Genomic DNA, 17,680 nt, shown 5'->3' with positions numbered 1-17,680 from the left:
TCATAATATTGAGACCGTATTATTGGTCAAAACCACAATCGCAAGCAACCAGCAAGCCGAGGCATTCTTGGAATCACACACGCCAATGATGCGCCAATACCTGAATATAAAGGCGCAGCACCCTAACATTTTACTTTTCTATCGCATGGGCGATTTTTATGAATTGTTCTATGACGACGCCAAGCGCGCTGCCGAGCTACTTGATATCTCCCTCACCGCCCGGGGTAAATCCGGCGGCGAGCCTATCCCCATGGCCGGTGTACCCTATCATGCGGTAGAAAGCTATCTGGCACGGCTGGTAAAAATGGGCGAATCGGTGGCGATTTGCGAACAGGTAGGCGACCCGGCTACCAGCAAAGGCCCGGTGGAGCGCCAGGTACAGCGTATCGTTACGCCAGGCACCGTTACTGATGAAGCGCTGCTTGACGAACGCCAGGATAACGTTCTGGCTGCAATCTACAGCGTGAACGATCAATTCGGCCTGGCCTGGCTGGATATTACCAGCGGCCGCTTTTTAGTCAGTGAATTTAGTGGCACCGACATGCTCACCGCCGAATTACAACGCCTTAACCCGGCGGAATTACTCTACCCGGAAGGCTTCGACTGGCTGTCAAAAATTGACCACATCAAAGGCCTGCGCCGGCGGCCTGAATGGGAATTTGACCAGCAAACTGCTGAGCAACAGCTCAACAATCAGTTTGCCACCCGGGAACTCACCGGTTTTGGCTTAGCCAATATTACCCTGGCCATTAGTGCTGCTGGCTGTATTCTACAATATGTTAAAGACACCCAGCGCACGGCCCTACCGCATATTCGTGCTATCACACTTGAGCAGCAATCAACCCGGGTGCAACTGGATGCGGCCACGCGCAAGAATCTTGAGCTAACGCGGAATTTATCCGGCGGCACCGAACACACGCTGTTTGCCGTGCTCGACAACACGGCCACGGCAATGGGCAGTCGCTTACTACAGCGCTTCCTGCACGCGCCGATTACCAACCGGGATGAGCTGAACGCCCGTCAGCAGGCCATCGGCGATTTTCTTAACGGCGATTACCCGGCACTTACCGGCCAGTTAAAACACATAGGCGATATTGAGCGGATCATGGCTCGCCTGGCGCTGCGCTCAGCGCGGCCGCGGGACTTCGCGCGCCTCCGTAACGCTCTGGCCAGTCTGCCCGAGCTTCAACAAGGCTTAAATGTATTTAGCGCGCCGCTGATTAACAGTTTAAGTGAGCAAATCAGCGAATTCCCCGAACTGTCGGACCTACTGAATAGCGCCATTATCGATAACCCGCCGGTGGTTATTCGTGATGGCGGCGTAATCGCCCCTGGCTACAACGCCGAGCTTGACGAACTGCGAGACTTATCCGATGGTGCCACCGAACTGCTGCGCCAGATAGAAACCCGGGAGCGGGAACAAACCGGCATCAGCACGCTAAAAGTGGGCTACAACAAGGTACATGGCTTTTTTATAGAGGTATCGCGAGCCAATAGTCATCTGGTACCGGCCAGCTATATTCGCCGCCAGACGCTAAAGAATAACGAGCGCTACATCACACCAGAGCTCAAAGAGCACGAGGATAAAGTACTCACCTCGCAAAGCCGTGCGCTGGCCCTGGAAAAGCGCTTATATGAAGCGCTGTTCGACTTAATCAATCCGCAGCTTGATGCCCTGATCACCAGTGCCGCCGCACTGGCGAAACTCGATGTGCTAATTACCCTGGCTGAACGTGCAGAAACCCTGGAATATCACCGCCCCACATTATCCGATGTACCCGGAGTGACTTACCAGCAGGGCCGCCACCCGGTGGTTGAGTACGTCATGGATTCGCCGTTTATTCCGAATCCACTTAATATGGATAAAGACTCGCGGATTAAAATTATTACCGGTCCCAACATGGGTGGTAAATCTACCTTTATGCGCCAGACCGCACTAATTGTGTTACTAGCCTATATTGGCAGCTATGTACCAGCTGAGTCCGCCGAAATCGGCCCGGTGGATAAAATATTTACCCGTATTGGCGCCTCAGACGATCTGGCCTCCGGCCGCTCTACCTTTATGGTAGAAATGACAGAAACCGCTAATATCCTGCACAATGCCACGCCTTATTCACTGGTATTGATGGATGAAATTGGCCGCGGCACCAGTACTTACGATGGCCTGTCGCTGGCCTGGGCCTGCGCCGAGTATCTCGCCACTCAGTTACAGGCATTTACGTTATTTGCCACCCATTATTTTGAGCTGACGGAGCTTACCCATACCTTACCAGGCGTACAGAATTTACACCTTGATGCCGTTGAGCATGACGACACCATTCGGTTTATGCATTCCGTTGAAACAGGCGCCGCCAGCAAGAGCTATGGCCTGCAGGTAGCGCAACTGGCGGGTGTGCCCAAAGCCGTGATCAGTGCGGCCAAAGCCCGGCTCCGGACGCTTGAAAGCCAGCACACCGTATCGGCCAGCGAGCAAACACTCGCCGCAGCGCCTGCCCAGCAGAGCCTGTTGCCCGAAGAGCCCGCTGATTTACCGGCCAGAATAAGCGCCCTTGAGCAGGCTTTTGAAGAGGTGGATCCCGATGAACTTACGCCAAAACAGGCCTTAGCGCTGATTTATGAACTAAAACAGCTAAAAGTGTAAAACTACCCAAAAAAACCGACTTTTCATACCCGGTTAAACGGCTTCCTGAAAACGGAAGTCGTTTAATTTCAGTCCCCTTGTATAAAACACCAGGAAACAGTATCTTTTAGAGCTGTTATAATTGTGTGAAAGCGCCTTATTGGGTATACTGTTGCGCCGTCTACACTGTTGTTTAAAAACAACGATTTACCCAAAATATAACCCAACGTCTTAGGTTTCGCATGACAAACTATATTTTCGTCACCGGTGGTGTTGTTTCATCGCTTGGTAAAGGCATTGCTGCTGCATCCCTTGCCGCTATCCTTGAAGCACGCGGTCTCACCGTGACCATGCTTAAACTGGATCCGTATATTAACGTTGATCCAGGTACCATGAGCCCCATTCAGCATGGCGAGGTTTTTGTTACTGATGATGGAGCAGAAACAGATCTCGACTTAGGTCATTACGAGCGTTTTATTCGCACCCGTATGACCAAACGTAACAACTTTACCACCGGACGGGTTTACGAAGAGGTATTGCGTCGCGAGCGTCGTGGCGATTACCTGGGTGCCACTATTCAGGTTATCCCGCATATTACCAACGAAATTAAACGCCGCGTTATCGAAGGCGCACAGGGTCACGACGTGGCGATTGTGGAAGTAGGCGGTACCGTTGGTGACATCGAGTCACAACCGTTTATCGAAGCCATTCGTCAGTTGGGAACCGAAGTGGGCCGTGACCACGCCATGTTTATGCACCTGACATTGGTGCCGTACATGCCAGCCTCCGGCGAGCTGAAAACCAAGCCTACTCAGCACAGCGTAAAAGAACTGCGCTCTATTGGCATTCAGCCAGACATTCTGGTTTGCCGTTCGGTAGGCGCTATGCCAGCCTCAGAGCGCTCTAAGATTGCCTTGTTCACCAACGTGGCTGAAAAAGCCGTTATCTCACTTAAAGACGTTGATAGTATTTATCGCATCCCGGCGGCGCTTAAAGCACAGAGCCTTGATCAACTGGTGGTGGATCGGTTCCGTCTGGAATGCCCGGAAGCCGACCTCACCGAGTGGGAACAGGTGCTGTATGCAGAATCTAACCCGGTGGGTGAAGTTAACATCGGTATGGTAGGTAAGTACGTTGAGTTACCAGATGCTTATAAGTCGGTTAACGAAGCACTCAAACATGCCGGCCTGAAAAATCGTTTGACGGTAAATATCCATTACGTGGACTCACAGGACATCGAATCCAAAGGCACCCAAATCCTTGAAAACCTGGATGCTATTCTGGTCCCGGGCGGCTTTGGCGAACGCGGTATCGAAGGCAAGATTGCAGCAGCCCGTTATGCCCGCGAAAACAAAGTGCCCTATTTAGGTATTTGTTTAGGTATGCAGGTAGCGCTGATTGAATTTGCCCGCAACGTAGTCGGCATGGAAAAAGCCAACAGTACCGAGTTTGACCCCAGCTCACCGTATCCGGTGGTGGGTTTGATTACCGAATGGCTCGACTCAGACGGCAGCACCGAAACCCGTGACGAAACCTCCGATCTGGGTGGCACCATGCGTCTGGGTAGTCAGCTGTGTCACCTGATCCCTGGCAGCAAGGTACATGCCGCCTACGGTAACGAAGAAATTTACGAGCGTCACCGTCACCGCTACGAAGTTAACAACAACCTGCGTGACCAAATCGAAGCGGCAGGCCTTAAGGTGAGTGGTTTGTCCACCGATAAACGCCTTGTCGAGGTCATTGAAATCCCGGATCATCCGTGGTTTGTGGCCGGTCAGTTCCACCCGGAGTTTACTTCAACTCCCCGTGACGGCCATCCACTGTTTACCGGTTTTGTAGCAGCGGCGCAAACGTATCAGAAAGAAAATCATTAATTTATAAAACCCGGCACTGACTACTCCCGCAGTGCCATTATTATTGTTGAGGAAGAAAAAATGGCGAAGATCTCGCGTATCATTGGACGTGAAATTCTGGACTCTCGTGGTAACCCCACGGTAGAAGCAGACGTATATTTAGACTCAGGTGTAATGGGTCGCGCCTGTGCACCATCGGGTGCCTCTACCGGTTCACGCGAAGCACTGGAATTACGCGACGGCGATAAAGGCCGCTACATGGGTAAAGGTGTAGAAAAAGCCGTAGCAGCAGTAAACGAGAAAATCGCACCGGCCCTGATTGGTATGGATCCGGTCGCTCAGACTGACATCGACAAAACCATGATCGATCTGGACGGCACCGAAAACAAAGAAACCCTGGGTGCTAATGCCATCCTGGCGGTATCACTGGCTGTCGCCAAAGCCGCTGCCACCGAGAAAGGCGTAGCACTTTACGAGCACATTGCCGACCTTAACGGCACCTCTGGTCAGTACTCAATGCCAGTGCCTATGATGAACATCATCAACGGTGGTGAGCACGCCGACAACAACGTTGATATTCAGGAATTCATGGTACAGCCGGTTGGCGCGAAGAGCTTTAAAGAAGCCCTGCGCATGGGTGCTGAAATCTTTCACAACCTGAAAAAAGTACTGAGCGCCAAAGGCCTCAATACTGCCGTTGGTGATGAAGGTGGTTTTGCCCCTAACCTGAGCTCAAACGCAGAAGCCCTGGCCGTTATCGTTGAAGCGGTAGAAAAAGCCGGTTACAAGATGAACGAAGACGTTACGCTGGCACTCGACTGTGCGGCCTCTGAGTTCTACAAAGAAGGCAAATACGTTCTGTCTGGTGAAGACAAGTCATTTGATTCAGAAGCCTTTGGTGACTACCTGGCAGAGCTGTGCGAACAGTATCCAATCGTGTCTATCGAAGATGGTCTTGACGAAAGCGACTGGGATGGCTGGGCGAGCCTGACTAAGAAAATTGGTGACAAAGTGCAACTGGTTGGTGACGACCTGTTCGTAACCAATACTAAGATCCTGAAGCGTGGTACCGAAAACGGTATCGGTAACTCTATCCTGATCAAATTTAACCAAATTGGTTCATTAACCGAAACCCTAGAAGCGATCAAGATGGCTAAAGATGCCGGCTTTACTGCGGTTATCTCGCACCGTTCAGGTGAAACTGAAGACGCCACTATTGCCGACCTGGCAGTAGGTACCGCAGCGGGCCAGATTAAAACCGGTTCACTGTGTCGTTCAGACCGTGTAGCTAAGTATAACCAGTTACTGCGCATCGAAGAAGCGCTGGCTGGCAACGCAGCTTACAACGGCCGTAGCGAAATTAAAGGTCAGTAATCTTAAGCTGGCGGGCAACATTGCCCGCCAACTTTTTGATGCTGTCCCCACAATCAAAACGCTAATGGCGCATTCCTCCGACCCGGCGTCTCCTCAATCCGACTTCTTTAATGCGGTCGAATCAGACACATCCCAACGTATCATCGCTGAGTTGTGTAACGCTTTATATGAGCGCGAGTTAGCGCTTATCGCCCAACAAGGCCCCAACCAAACCAGTTTATTGCGCCGACGTATTGCCGGCCTGAGCCATCATGTCAGACGCACTGCTCGTTTCCTGGCAGCTAAAGCCGTGCCTTTGGAACTGGATGAACACAATGCCAGCTGGCAGGCCAGACAGGCAGCGAAAAATCCCGCTCGGAGTAACGACACGGGCAAAACTAATGCCTGGTTTGCCGAACATGCCAAAGTAGGCCTGGTCGTGCCGGTATGGGTTCAGGAGTTCGATAATGAGCATCTAGAGCTCGACTCTATTGATCATGTGCAGCCAGAAAACCAAACGTTGCATGTGAATAAATTTGGCTGGTTTGATTTTAGCGGTACACCGGTAGAAAGCCCTGCCCGCTATACGGACAGAGAACACATCACCCTGTCACTGGTAAAGCCATCAAAAGCCATTATGACGGCAGCGTGCTGCGGCCACACCTGGAATCACAAAGGGCGCACTTCGCCCCGTACACTCACCTTACGTGAAATCTTACTAGTCAGTACCCTTAACTGGCGCAAGTTCAGCGAACCGCAACGCTTCGATAATAAATAACACGCACTGCTTATATGTCCTCTTCAACAGTTGTTTGTTTCTCAGCGGCATCATCTTCGGACTCATCCAAAGTCACGTCTTGCCATTCCACACTGTTTTCCAGGTTACCGTTGAAGGCCTGAATAAACGCATTTTCCAGGATCCCCGCCAGAGTGGTGAGAACAGGTGTATCAATATCATTAAGTGAACCGCTGATAGGAATTCGGGTAGCAATCTGATCTTTACCCTGATTTTCAAATATCTCGGCGATGAAACCGGAAAACGCTTCAGCAAGGGCTCTGAAAAAGCCGTCATCATCGCGCTTTACATCGCCTTTCCAGCTAAATACTTCTACATCATGCAGCACTGGCTTAGCATAGCCTGTAACCTCGCCCTGCTCGCTGGCCAGTTCAAAGGCGAGCTCAAGTTTTCCGGCTTCTAAATCAAAGGGCGCATAGGTATCCAGCAAATTCCTGAAGTTAACTAAGGCAATATCATTGGCCTGTAGATTGAGATCGAAAGTGGGTTGTTTGGTAGCCGGATTTAGCGAGCCTGACAGCGTGATAGTGCCCTGGCTTTCAGTGCTCGCTGAAGCATCCACAGTGGCAATCAGGTTGCGCGATAACGCGCGACTGTTGACGAGATTTTTAACCACAGCATTAACATGATGAAGGCGAACGCTGATGGGTGGGCGGGTGTCTGGATTTTGGAAGCGGATAACGCCCTGCTCTATTTCCAGCCGATCCACTTTTAATGGCACCAGTTGATCGGTCAGATAAAGCCACTTTTCATCCTCACCTGACTGGCTCGATGCATCAGTGCCGCCATCTACGAAGTTTAATTGCGGTTGCTGCAAATACACCTCCGCAACCAATGCGCCATCGAAAATTGCCGGCCAGAGTAAGCTGAAGTCAACCTGGCTGGCCTCAAAAAAGGGCTCATTTACTTTACCGTTGCGTTTCATGATCACCACATCATTGAGTGCATAGGCGCCCCGCCACAGCATAATATCCACATCCCCCACTAATCCGGTGAATGTCTCGCCTTCATCGAGTGTGTCGTTGATGTACCACTGCACCGTAAAAGGTAAGCTTAAACGAACAACCACCAGCAGCCCTAGGCCAATAGCCAGATACTTCACTCTTTTTGCTGTCTTGTTGCTGCTCACTATGCTTTCCTCTCACCGTTGTTATCACTGAGAAGGTTCAAGTTTGGTGCCAGCTTAGACTGTCTGTTCTGGATTTCCTGATATCTGTGCAATCTATTGAAATTCAGTAAGAAATATCGAGCAGAAATGAATAGCTAAGAATTTAATCAGTACTCTGCAAGTCGCTGACAAGCAAAATTTACACAACGCGGGATAAAACCGCCCTTAAACAACAATTTTGTATCTGTCAGAGCAACCTTGATTTTGAACCTTGATTCTGGCTGGTGACCCGTTTGGTGACCCGGTTGGCGAAATAAAAAAACTAATTTTTGTTCAGCTGAGAAATTTCATCCTAATTTTTTTGTTATGCAGTAATTTATAACTAAAATTTATACCGAAAATCAGAATCAGTGGTTGACCTGCTGCGGTTCAGGCTGTAAATTGTCGGGCATCGGAAAGGTCGCACATGCAGCAAACAACAGGTTTTACCAATGCCGCGTACGTTTATTCTATCTCTTCTACTCCTTATGGCAGCCAGATTGCACGGGTAGATTGCGACCATCGAATCAATACATAAAACCCGTGCACAGCACGGGTTTTTTTTAACTAAAATCAACGAGAGACAGCCATGACGAATCAGGTAAAAATATTTGATACGACCTTGCGTGACGGCGAACAAGCCTTGCCAGCCAGTTTAAGTGTAAAAGAAAAACTGCAGATCGCACTGGCCCTCGAACGTCTCGGCGTTGATATTATCGAAGCGGGCTTTCCAGTGTCATCGCCGGGTGATTTCAAATCGGTGCAAATGATTGCCAAAGAAATCAAAAACTCAACGGTTGCCGGTTTATCGCGCGCCGTAGCAGCCGACATTGATGCCTGCGGCGAAGCATTGAAAGTAGCAGATCAGTTCCGCATTCATACCTTCATTGCAACATCCGAAATTCACGTGAATAATAAACTACGTAAATCTCAGGATGACGTGGTTGAGATGGCCGTTGCCGCGGTTAAACGCGCCCGCAACTATACCGACGATGTAGAGTTTTCCTGTGAAGATGCCGGGCGTACCGAAATCGGTTACCTGGCCCGTATGGTTGAGGCAGTCATTGCCGCCGGCGCCACGACGGTTAATATTCCGGATACCGTAGGCTATACCACCCCAACCGAATTCGGCGGCATAATCCGTCAGTTATTCGAGCGTGTGCCTAATATTGATAAAGCCATCATTTCTGTGCACTGTCATAACGATTTAGGACTGGCAGTAGCCAACTCACTGGCGGCAATTGAAAATGGCGCCCGTCAGGTAGAAGGCACCATTAATGGTATTGGTGAGCGTGCGGGTAACAGCTCGCTGGAAGAAATCGCCATGATCCTGCAAACCCGCCACGCGCTGTATGGCCTTAACACCAACATTAACAGCAAAGAGATCAGCCGTACCTCTAAGCTGGTCAGCCAACTGTGCAATATGCCGGTACAGGCTAATAAAGCGATTGTTGGTGCGAATGCCTTTAGCCACTCTTCAGGGATCCATCAGGACGGTGTCTTAAAAGCGCAAAATACCTATGAGATCATGACACCAGAAAGTGTGGGCATTAACAAAAATAACCTGAACATGACCTCACGTTCCGGGCGTCACGTTATCAAGCACCGCTTACAGGAGCTGGGTTATAAAGATACCGATTACGATTTGGAAGCCATTTATGCGGCATTTTTGAATCTGGCCGACAAAAAAGGTCAGGTTTACGACTATGATTTAGAAGCGCTGCTGTTTTTCGACCAACAAAAACACGATCAGGCCCACTATCAGTTAACCTATTTGCACGCCACGTCAGGGAAAGAAATTATCCCCAGCGCCACCGTGCAATTGAAAATTGGTGATGAACTGGTGACCCGTTGTGAGACCGGTAACGGTCCGGTGGATGCCTCGTACAAAGCCATTATGTCGATGCTGGGTCACAACGACCTGGAAGTGGTCGACTTTAAATTAGATTCTAAAGGCGAAGGTGCAGACGCACTGGCGTCGGTTAGCGTTATCACTGAATACAAGGGCCGCCGTTTCCACGGCCTGGGCCTAGCCACGGATATCGTTGAAGCCGGTGTTAAAGCACTGATATTCGTTTTAAACAACACCTACCTCGCTGACCAGATTGATCAGCAGAAGAACCAACAAGAACGCGTAACAGGAGTATAAATGAGCCAGTTTAACATTGCCGTGCTTGCCGGTGACGGCATCGGCCCGGAAGTGATGCAGGAAGCCAATAAAGTATTGGATGCCATCGAACAGAAGTTTGCCATCACCTTTAACCGTACTGCTTATCCTGTTGGCGGTTACGCCATTGATACCGAAGGTGAAGCCCTGCCGGCCAAAACACTGCTCGGCTGCGAACAGGCCGATGCCATTCTGTTTGGCTCTATTGGCGGCCCTAAGTGGGATACCCTGCCACTGGATCAACGCCCGGAGCGTGCGGCACTGTTAACCCTGCGCAGCCATTTTGATTTGTTCAGTAACCTGCGCCCGGCCAAAATTTATGCGGGTCTGGAAGACTTATCCCCGCTGCGAAAAGACATCGCCGCCAGCGGTGTGGACGTACTGGTTATCCGCGAACTTACCAGTGGTATTTATTTCGGTCAGCCGAAAGGCCGCGACGGCGAGGGTGAAGAAGAATACGCCTTTGATACCATGCGCTATTCCAAGCGTGAAATCCGCCGCATCGCCGTAAGTGCTTTTGAAGCGGCGATGAAGCGTGATAAGCGAGTAACCTCGGTTGATAAAGCGAATGTACTGGTGTGCAGCCGCCTGTGGCGCGAAGTCACAGAAGAAGTGGCCAAAGACTACCCCGAAGTCGCCCTCGATCACATCTATATTGATAACGCTACCATGCAGCTGGTTAAAAACCCGGCTCAGTTCGATGTCATGCTGTGTTCTAACCTGTTTGGTGACATCATGTCTGATGAATGCGCCATGATCACAGGTTCTATGGGCTTACTGCCTTCTGCCAGTCTGAACGAAGACGGCTTCGGTATGTACGAACCGGCCGGAGGTTCAGCACCGGATATCGCTGGTCAGGGCATTGCAAACCCTATCGCGCAAATCCTGTCTGCTTCGATGATGCTGCGCTTTAGTCTGAATCAGGCAGCCGCAGCCGACGCTATTGATAAAGCGGTAATAGAGGTACTGGAAGCCGGTATCTTAACCGGCGAGCTGCTACCCGCCGATAAGCGCGATCAGGCCGCCTCCACCTCGCAGGTTGGCGACGCCATTGTTAAATCTATTTTAGGTCAGGAGTAATTATTCATGGCTAAAACCTTATACGACAAGGTGTGGCAGGCCCACATCATCAGCCAGTTGGGTGATGACAGCCTGATCTACATCGACCGTCACTTGATCCACGAAGTCACCAGTCCGCAAGCCTTTGCCGGTCTGAACGAAAAAGGCCGTAAGGTGCGCCGCCCGGACCGTACCTTTGCCACTATGGATCACTCAATTTCTACCCGCAGCCTGGCGCTGGATGCCTGTGGTCCGCAAAACAAACTGCAACTGCAAACCCTGGCCGAGAACTGCGAAGAGCACGGGGTTAAGCTTTTCCCCGTAGGTCACCAGAAGCAGGGTATCGTCCACGTAATGGGCCCCGAGTTGGGCTTAATCCTGCCTGGCATGACCGTAGTATGCGGAGATTCGCATACGGCTACCCACGGCGCGTTTGGTGCCCTGGCATTCGGTATCGGTACCTCGCAGGTAGAACACGTGCTGGCTACGCAAACGCTTAAGCAAAGCCGTGGCAAAACCATGCAGATCAAAGTCAACGGTAAACTGGCTGTCGGCATTACTGCCAAAGATATCATTCTGGCCATCATTGGTAAGATTGGTCACGCCGGTGCCACCGCGCACGTTATTGAATACTGCGGAGAAGCCATCGAAGCGTTATCGATGGAAGAGCGTATGACCATCTGTAACATGAGCATCGAAGCGGGTGCCAAGGCAGGTATGATCGCGCCAGACCAAACGACCTTTGATTATCTTAAAGGTCGTGAATTTGCCCCACAGGGTGCCGACTGGGACGCAGCCGTTGAATACTGGCAAACACTGTATTCAGACGACGATGCCGGGTTTGATACCGTGGTAGAGCTTGAAGCCAAAGATATCACGCCACAGGTTACCTGGGGCACCAACCCCGGTCAGGTTATCGGCGTCAACGACCCGGTTCCTGGCCCGGACGACTTCACCGACAGTGTTGAACAGGAGTCAGCCCGCAAGGCCCTGCAATACATGGGCCTGAAAGCCGGCGAGAAATTAGGTGATGTGCCGGTTTCGCACGTGTTCATCGGTTCGTGCACTAACAGCCGTATCGAAGATTTGCGCGCCGCGGCGCACATTGCTAAACAAGGTAAGGTAGCAGCAAACGTTACGGCTATGGTTGTGCCAGGTTCAGCGGCGGTTAAACGTCAGGCTGAGGAAGAAAAACTGGACGTTATATTCAAAGATGCTGGATTTGAATGGCGCTTACCGGGCTGCTCAATGTGTCTGGGTATGAACGACGACCTGTTAACCGCGGGCGATCGCTGTGCCTCTACCAGCAACCGTAACTTTGAAGGCCGTCAGGGCCGCGGCGCCCGTACCCATCTGGTTAGCCCGGCAATGGCCGCTGCCGCAGCATTACGCGGTAAGTTTGCCGACGTCAGAGATTTTCAGGAGTAATTTATGAGCCAGACTACCACAGGCATTACCACCCTGACCGGCACCGCCTGCCCGCTTGACCAGGCCAATGTTGATACCGATCAGATTATTCCCAAGCAATTTTTAACCAGCGTCAGCCGCGCCGGCTTTGGTAAGCACCTGTTTCACGACTGGCGCTATCTGGATCTGGAAGAGAAAGAGCCAAATCCTGAGTTTGTGCTGAATAAACCGGAGCATCAGGGCGCAGCTATTTTACTGGCCCGGGAAAACTTCGGTTGTGGCTCAAGCCGGGAACACGCGCCCTGGGCGTTAACCGACTTTGGCTTTGAAGCGGTTATCGCTACCAGCTTTGCTGACATCTTTTACGGTAACTGCATGAACAACCAATTGCTGCCCATCGCCCTGAGCAGCAGTGAAATGGACGTATTGTTTGCGGCCGTGGCCAAAGATGCCAGTGCAGTCATCAGCATAGACCTGCCTGCGCAAACCGTATCTGTAGGTGATACCAGCATGTCATTTGAGATTGCCGAACACCACAAAAACAATCTGGTAAAAGGCCTGGATGCCATTGGCCAGACCCTTGAGCTGACCGACGATATCGAGTCCTTCGAAGCCAAACAGCCTGCCTGGCTGTAATACGCGCTGAAACGTGCCTTTTGAGTTGGCACAGGTATAAATGCCGCCTATTTGATCCAGATGAGCGGCATTTTTGTTTTTTTCATTTCATCTCCATACAGTTAGGCTATAGTTAGCAAAACGCACACAGACATTAATAAGCCGGCCTGGAGAGGAAATGCTACAACGAATTGCCATCGATGATTTAACCCCCGGAATGTACGTAAACCGGGTGCTCGATGAGACCGGCAAGGTAAAAGTACGCTCCAAAGGTGTTGTCCGTTCAGATGCCGTGATTAATCAATTACGGAGTAAAGGTGTTGAGTTTGTCGAAATAGACACCGACAAAGGCAAAGCACATACCGCGGAGCCCTCTTCATCCAGCGCCGCGGAAGCAGCCAGCGAAAGCCCACCAGACAACGACGTTAACCATGAAGTCAGCAGTGAGCCACTCACCAGCGACGGCCTGAAAGCAGCCGAACAGTTATTCCAGAAAGCTATGGCAATACAACAAAACTTCCTTAACCAGTTAAAATCTGGCAAAGGTGCCGATGTGAATAAATTAAGTACGCTGACCCAGGATATTCTGGAATGCGTATTTGAAAACCAGGCGGCGATGATCTGCTTATCCATGGTTCAACGCGGTAATGATAGCCTGCTTGAGCACTCGCTTAATTGCAGTATCCATATGGCCATTCTGGCCGACGCTGCAGGGTTTGATCAGCAATCTGTTGAGTATGCCAGCCTGGCCGGGTTGTTAATGGATACAGGAATGGTGAAGTTACCCGCCGAACTCTGCGTGCCTGAAGAACAACTCAGCGGCACTGATTTAATGATGTATCAGACCCACGTCGATGAATCCCTGGCGGCTATAGAACATAGCGATGATCTGCCGGAAGTAGTCAAAGACATCGTCAGTCAGCACCACGAAAGAATTGATGGCTCGGGCTACCCTAAAGGCCTCAGCGGTAACGATATTGAGCCGCTGGCGCAGCTTGCAGCTGTGGTTGATGAATTTTCGCGATTAGGTATGCCAGCCCCCTTTGGCAATGCCATGCCGACCAGCAAGGTACTGAAAGCACTGGCTAACAACAAGGGCCTCGAACAAACGCTGGTAAACCGCCTGATTGGCGTTCTGGGTATCTACCCGGTTGGTTCACTGGTTAAGCTGAAAAGCGGCAAACTGGGCATTGTCAGCCGGCGCAACCCCTCTAACCTGTTACAACCACAGATAATGACGTTTTACAGTATCAACAGCGGCCATTTCCAGGAAGTAAAACGGGTAGATCTCGCCAAAGGCAGCGATGAGATAGAGAGCAGTATTGGCCCCGATGAGTTTGCCATAAACCTGCCGAAGTTTTTCACGGAAGTGTTTATTCCACAGGTAAGTGAATAAGACCTAACCGGCACAGAAATTACCAGTCGGTGAGCGCCGTCATGCTAAACACCTCACCTTCAAAGCGCAATATCACCCGTTGCGCCTCAATATTGACTATCTGAACACGATCGGCGATCCAGTCGCCTTCCCCCTTGTCATCACCATTCACCCGCACCCAACGGTCGGCTGGTGCAGAGGCGTACATATGGGCACTGAAATCCATTGCTGGTAAACGGGTAAGCAGATGCGCCGGTAACTGATCAACCCGCTGAATATCATCATGCACCGTCACAACTGTGTCAGATGCTGAAGGTTCTATACCACGAGCCTCTTCTTTTTCCAGATCGGTTAGTACTTTATTAAACCGGGCCATCAATTCAGGCGACACGGCCACCTTATCGCTTTCATTGTCTGCTACCAAGGCGCTTTCTTCAGCCGTTGGCATTTCTGGTTCAATCGCTGCAGGTTCAGGCGTTGCGGTCTCCCTGTCGGTGTTAGCCACCCTGTTGGTTGCTGTTTGCTCTGATGGGCTATTTTCTTCTGCTTTACCGGCCATCTCAGCGGCAGGCTTAGCATTCTCAACTGCCGCTACAGGTGAGCTCGGTACCGCAGGCGGCGAAACGACGACAGTCTGACTCACGACCCGCTCACTGACCGTGTCCGGCCCATCTAATAACGGTTTCAGCATTGCAGGGCCTACAGCCAGCAAGTAGCCGGTAGCGCAACCACCTATGGCCAGCAACAATCCTGTCATGACTGGCTTAAATAAGCGCTGCCATTGTCCGGGCAGGCCATTGACCGTGGGTAAAAATAAGCTGCGGTTAAACTGATCGCTGATGGCGCTATCGGCTTTTTGTGCACGGGTGTCGTATTGCCCGCGCAATAGCGCCTGAGTAGGTGTTTGTTCAGTGGTCACCAGCGCTTCATCGGTGCAGATCTCAACGGTTTGCTCAGGATCATATTCAATTTCCTGCACGCCCATCTCAATCAACCCCTGGATCATGGCATCGCTGGTGATAAGGCCGGACTTTTTGATTTTCACCGGGCCATTTTGCGCTGTCACCTGCACAATCATCATGCCAGGCGAAGCTTGTTGTATGGGAATGATCTGGTTCATGCCATGCCCCACAAATAGCCGCCCACCAGGGCGCTGAAGAAAATACCGGCGTATATCAGTGTTTGCTGGCCGCGCAGGCGCTGCTGTACCACGTCTTCACCTAAAATTTGTTCTGCCGCCGCTAAAAACAGGTGCTTTTTGACTACCGGTTTTTGCTGGGTAAAAGCCAGGGTCATGGCTCTGTCGCAAAGCAAATTAATTACCCGAGGGATCCCGGCAGTTACCCGGTACATGGTGCGCACCGTGGCTGCACTGAATACTGATAAATCGCCGTTGGCCACACTCAGGCGATGGTTCACATAAGCTTTTACTTCGTCGGCATTGAGGGGTAACAGATGATAACGTGCGGTGATCCGCTGCGCCAACTGACGCAGCTCATTACGTTTTAACAATTGCTGTAACTCAGGCTGACCAATCAGCACCACCTTAAGCAGCTTTTCGCGATTGGTTTCCAAGTTGGTCAACAACCGGAGTTGCTCGAGCACCTCCGGTAACAGGTGCTGCGCTTCATCGATCATCAGCACGGTGTTCTTACCGGCGTTATGGTTATCTGCCAGTTTTTGTAAAATCTTATCGGTAAAGTATTTCAGGCTGGCCTGATTAGGATCGGTTTCAATATTAAGCTCATCGCACACCGTTGCCAGCAGCTCAATAGCTGACAAGGTGGGATTAAGGATCATCGCCACCTGGGTTGAATCGGGCAACTGCTGCAACAACTTACGCGAAACGGTAGTTTTGCCGGTGCCCACTTCGCCGGTTAGCATTACGAAGCCGCCACTTTCCCGCAACCCAAAGGTAAGATGCGCCAGCGCTTCCTTGTGACGCGGGCTCATATACAGGTAATCAGGGTTGGGCGCGATGGAGAACGGATTATCAGTTAACCCGAAATATTGTAAAAACATGTTGTGCCAGCTGAACTGTCCATATGTCCGGTAAACTATCAGACTGTCGGTTGAAGTCAACAACACCGTGTTTTCAGGTGTTTACTCAGGCATAATATGCCCATTATTCAACAGCAGATTGTAAGCATGCAGGTTTATCTGGTTGGCGGCGCAGTACGCGACAAATTACTTCATCGCAAAGTCACCGAGCGTGACTGGGTAGTAGTGGGCGCAACGCCGGCGCAGTTACTGGCTGAAGGTTATACGCAGGTGGGCAAAGACTTCCCGGTGTTCCTGCACCCGCAAACTCAGGAAGAATATGCTCTTGCCCGCACCGAAAGAAAAACCGGCGGCGGCTACACTGGTTTCAGCTGCCATGCCACGCCTGATGTGACCCTTGAAGAAGACCTGCTGCGTCGGGATCTCACCATCAATGCCATGGCAGAATCCGCCAGCGGCGAACTCATTGACCCGTACAATGGCCAGGCAGATTTGCAGCAGCGGTTACTGCGCCATGTATCTTCGGCTTTTAGCGAGGATCCACTGCGTATATTCCGGGTTGCACGGTTTGCCGCCCGCTACGCTTACCTGGGGTTTAGCGTGGCAGAAGAAACCATGAAGCTAATGCAAGTCATGGCAACTTCTGACGATATCCGCCATTTGAGTGCGGAGCGCGTATGGCAGGAGACACGCCGGGCGCTAATGGAAGATAACCCCGAAGTGTATCTTAGCGTATTACAGCAATGCGGCGCACTTAAGGCCTGGATGCCAGAACTTGAAGCGGTCATATCAGATGAATCAATAACAGATTCACTGCAGCAGGCAGCAGCATCTGAACATCCGTTAGCTGTGCGGTGGGCGACAGTATGCTGGCCCCTTGAACAACAGTCTTTAGAAGCTCTGCAAAAAAGACTCAAGGTACCCAATCAGGAAGCCGACTGTGCGCAACTGGCGGCAAGAATTCTGCCTTCACTGGCCGAACACATTCACCACAGCGAATGGCTACTGGACGCGCTCAATACCTGCGATGCCTGGCGCCGCCCCGAACGACTCGAGCGCCTGATGCCGCTGTTTACCGTTGTTTATCCTAAGCAAGGGCAACATTTTAATGCAGTATTTACCAGTGCCCTGACAGCGGCTAATCAGGTAGATGTGAAAGCCATTATTGCTGCCGGGCATAAAGGTCCCGACATCAAACAGCAACTTAGCCAGCAACGGCTAAAACAGATTGAACAGAGCATCACAAATCACGGCGTTCAGCAGATTTAATGCTACAATAGCGCCATT

At 51.1% G+C, this 17,680-nt stretch carries 13 protein-coding genes; 10 read left to right on the top strand and 3 right to left on the bottom strand.

All coding sequences use genetic code 11. The features are described from left to right. Positions 1-22 precede the first annotated feature (22 nt). The 4 genes from mutS to AC566Q_RS06010 all read left to right on the top strand — a co-directional run bounded on the left by mutS (position 23) and on the right by AC566Q_RS06010 (position 6,604). On the top strand, positions 23-2,641 hold the full coding sequence (gene mutS / locus AC566Q_RS06025; RefSeq protein ID WP_499614842.1) for a DNA mismatch repair protein MutS: 2,619 nt from the start codon (positions 23-25) through the stop codon (positions 2,639-2,641). Positions 2,642-2,862: 221 nt separating this feature from the next. Then, positions 2,863-4,494, top strand: coding sequence for a CTP synthase (gene pyrG / locus AC566Q_RS06020; RefSeq protein WP_499614839.1), 1,632 nt, complete (start codon positions 2,863-2,865; stop codon positions 4,492-4,494). Positions 4,495-4,554: 60 nt separating this feature from the next. Further along, positions 4,555-5,847, top strand: coding sequence for a phosphopyruvate hydratase (eno, locus tag AC566Q_RS06015; RefSeq protein WP_499614834.1), 1,293 nt, complete (start codon positions 4,555-4,557; stop codon positions 5,845-5,847). Positions 5,848-5,911: 64 nt separating this feature from the next. Next, positions 5,912-6,604, top strand: coding sequence for a hypothetical protein (locus tag AC566Q_RS06010; RefSeq protein ID WP_105934349.1), 693 nt, complete (start codon positions 5,912-5,914; stop codon positions 6,602-6,604). 10 nt (positions 6,605-6,614) lie between these two features. Here AC566Q_RS06010 and AC566Q_RS06005 read toward each other — a convergent pair whose 3' ends face one another. Next, positions 6,615-7,751 carry a DUF748 domain-containing protein gene (locus AC566Q_RS06005; RefSeq protein ID WP_105934348.1) on the bottom strand — a complete coding sequence of 379 codons (1,137 nt, stop codon included), beginning with the start codon at positions 7,749-7,751 and terminating at the stop codon, positions 6,615-6,617. A gap of 607 nt (positions 7,752-8,358) precedes the next feature. Between AC566Q_RS06005 and leuA the strand changes: the two genes are divergently transcribed. The 5 genes from leuA to AC566Q_RS05980 all read left to right on the top strand — a co-directional run bounded on the left by leuA (position 8,359) and on the right by AC566Q_RS05980 (position 14,413). Further along, positions 8,359-9,918, top strand: a complete 1,560-nt coding sequence (gene leuA / locus AC566Q_RS06000) for a 2-isopropylmalate synthase (RefSeq protein ID WP_105934347.1) — start codon at positions 8,359-8,361, stop codon at positions 9,916-9,918. Continuing rightward, a complete protein-coding gene (leuB, locus tag AC566Q_RS05995) occupies positions 9,919-11,016 on the top strand; it encodes a 3-isopropylmalate dehydrogenase (RefSeq protein ID WP_499614828.1) in 1,098 nt (365 codons plus the stop codon). It abuts the gene before it with no gap. A gap of 6 nt (positions 11,017-11,022) precedes the next feature. Beyond that, positions 11,023-12,423, top strand: coding sequence for a 3-isopropylmalate dehydratase large subunit (gene leuC, locus AC566Q_RS05990; RefSeq protein WP_105934345.1), 1,401 nt, complete (start codon positions 11,023-11,025; stop codon positions 12,421-12,423). 3 nt (positions 12,424-12,426) lie between these two features. After that, on the top strand, positions 12,427-13,038 hold the full coding sequence (gene leuD, locus AC566Q_RS05985; RefSeq protein ID WP_499614825.1) for a 3-isopropylmalate dehydratase small subunit: 612 nt from the start codon (positions 12,427-12,429) through the stop codon (positions 13,036-13,038). Positions 13,039-13,195: 157 nt separating this feature from the next. Next, the gene (locus AC566Q_RS05980) at positions 13,196-14,413 is read left to right on the top strand and encodes a cyclic di-GMP phosphodiesterase (protein WP_105934343.1); all 1,218 of its coding nucleotides are present in this window, start codon (positions 13,196-13,198) and stop codon (positions 14,411-14,413) included. 19 nt (positions 14,414-14,432) lie between these two features. Here the strand turns inward: AC566Q_RS05980 and AC566Q_RS05975 are convergent, their stop codons facing one another. Together AC566Q_RS05975 and AC566Q_RS05970 are read right to left on the bottom strand one after the other, a co-directional pair. Beyond that, positions 14,433-15,512: a general secretion pathway protein GspB gene (locus tag AC566Q_RS05975; RefSeq protein WP_105934342.1), complete on the bottom strand. Its 1,080-nt coding sequence runs from the start codon at positions 15,510-15,512 to the stop codon at positions 14,433-14,435. Further along, entirely contained in the window at positions 15,509-16,414 is a 906-nt protein-coding gene (locus tag AC566Q_RS05970; RefSeq protein ID WP_105934341.1) for an ExeA family protein, read from the bottom strand. The genes AC566Q_RS05975 and AC566Q_RS05970 overlap by 4 nt, the downstream gene beginning before the upstream one ends. Before the next feature lie 126 nt (positions 16,415-16,540). Between AC566Q_RS05970 and AC566Q_RS05965 the strand changes: the two genes are divergently transcribed. Further along, positions 16,541-17,662, top strand: coding sequence for a tRNA nucleotidyltransferase/poly(A) polymerase-related protein (locus AC566Q_RS05965; protein WP_105934394.1), 1,122 nt, complete (start codon positions 16,541-16,543; stop codon positions 17,660-17,662). Positions 17,663-17,680 lie beyond the last annotated feature (18 nt).

The sequence above is a fragment of the Alteromonas sp. H02 genome (genome assembly GCF_059682525.1).
The sequence above is the reverse complement of the archived record's forward strand: the minus strand, read 5'-3'. Positions and strand labels throughout refer to the sequence as shown.

Excerpts from the sequence above, each read along its gene's own strand:
- leuC (WP_105934345.1), top strand. The coding sequence starts at position 11,023 with ATGGCTAAAACCTTATACGACAAGGTGTGGCAGGCCCACATCATCAGC.
- leuA (WP_105934347.1), top strand. The coding sequence starts at position 8,359 with ATGACGAATCAGGTAAAAATATTTGATACGACCTTGCGTGACGGCGAA.
- AC566Q_RS06010 (WP_105934349.1), top strand. The coding sequence starts at position 5,912 with ATGGCGCATTCCTCCGACCCGGCGTCTCCTCAATCCGACTTCTTTAAT.
- AC566Q_RS05965 (WP_105934394.1), top strand. The coding sequence starts at position 16,541 with ATGCAGGTTTATCTGGTTGGCGGCGCAGTACGCGACAAATTACTTCAT.
- AC566Q_RS05980 (WP_105934343.1), top strand. The coding sequence starts at position 13,196 with ATGCTACAACGAATTGCCATCGATGATTTAACCCCCGGAATGTACGTA.
- eno (WP_499614834.1), top strand. The coding sequence starts at position 4,555 with ATGGCGAAGATCTCGCGTATCATTGGACGTGAAATTCTGGACTCTCGT.
- leuD (WP_499614825.1), top strand. The coding sequence starts at position 12,427 with ATGAGCCAGACTACCACAGGCATTACCACCCTGACCGGCACCGCCTGC.
- pyrG (WP_499614839.1), top strand. The coding sequence starts at position 2,863 with ATGACAAACTATATTTTCGTCACCGGTGGTGTTGTTTCATCGCTTGGT.
- AC566Q_RS05975 (WP_105934342.1), bottom strand. The coding sequence starts at position 15,512 with ATGAACCAGATCATTCCCATACAACAAGCTTCGCCTGGCATGATGATT.
- leuB (WP_499614828.1), top strand. The coding sequence starts at position 9,919 with ATGAGCCAGTTTAACATTGCCGTGCTTGCCGGTGACGGCATCGGCCCG.
- AC566Q_RS05970 (WP_105934341.1), bottom strand. The coding sequence starts at position 16,414 with ATGTTTTTACAATATTTCGGGTTAACTGATAATCCGTTCTCCATCGCG.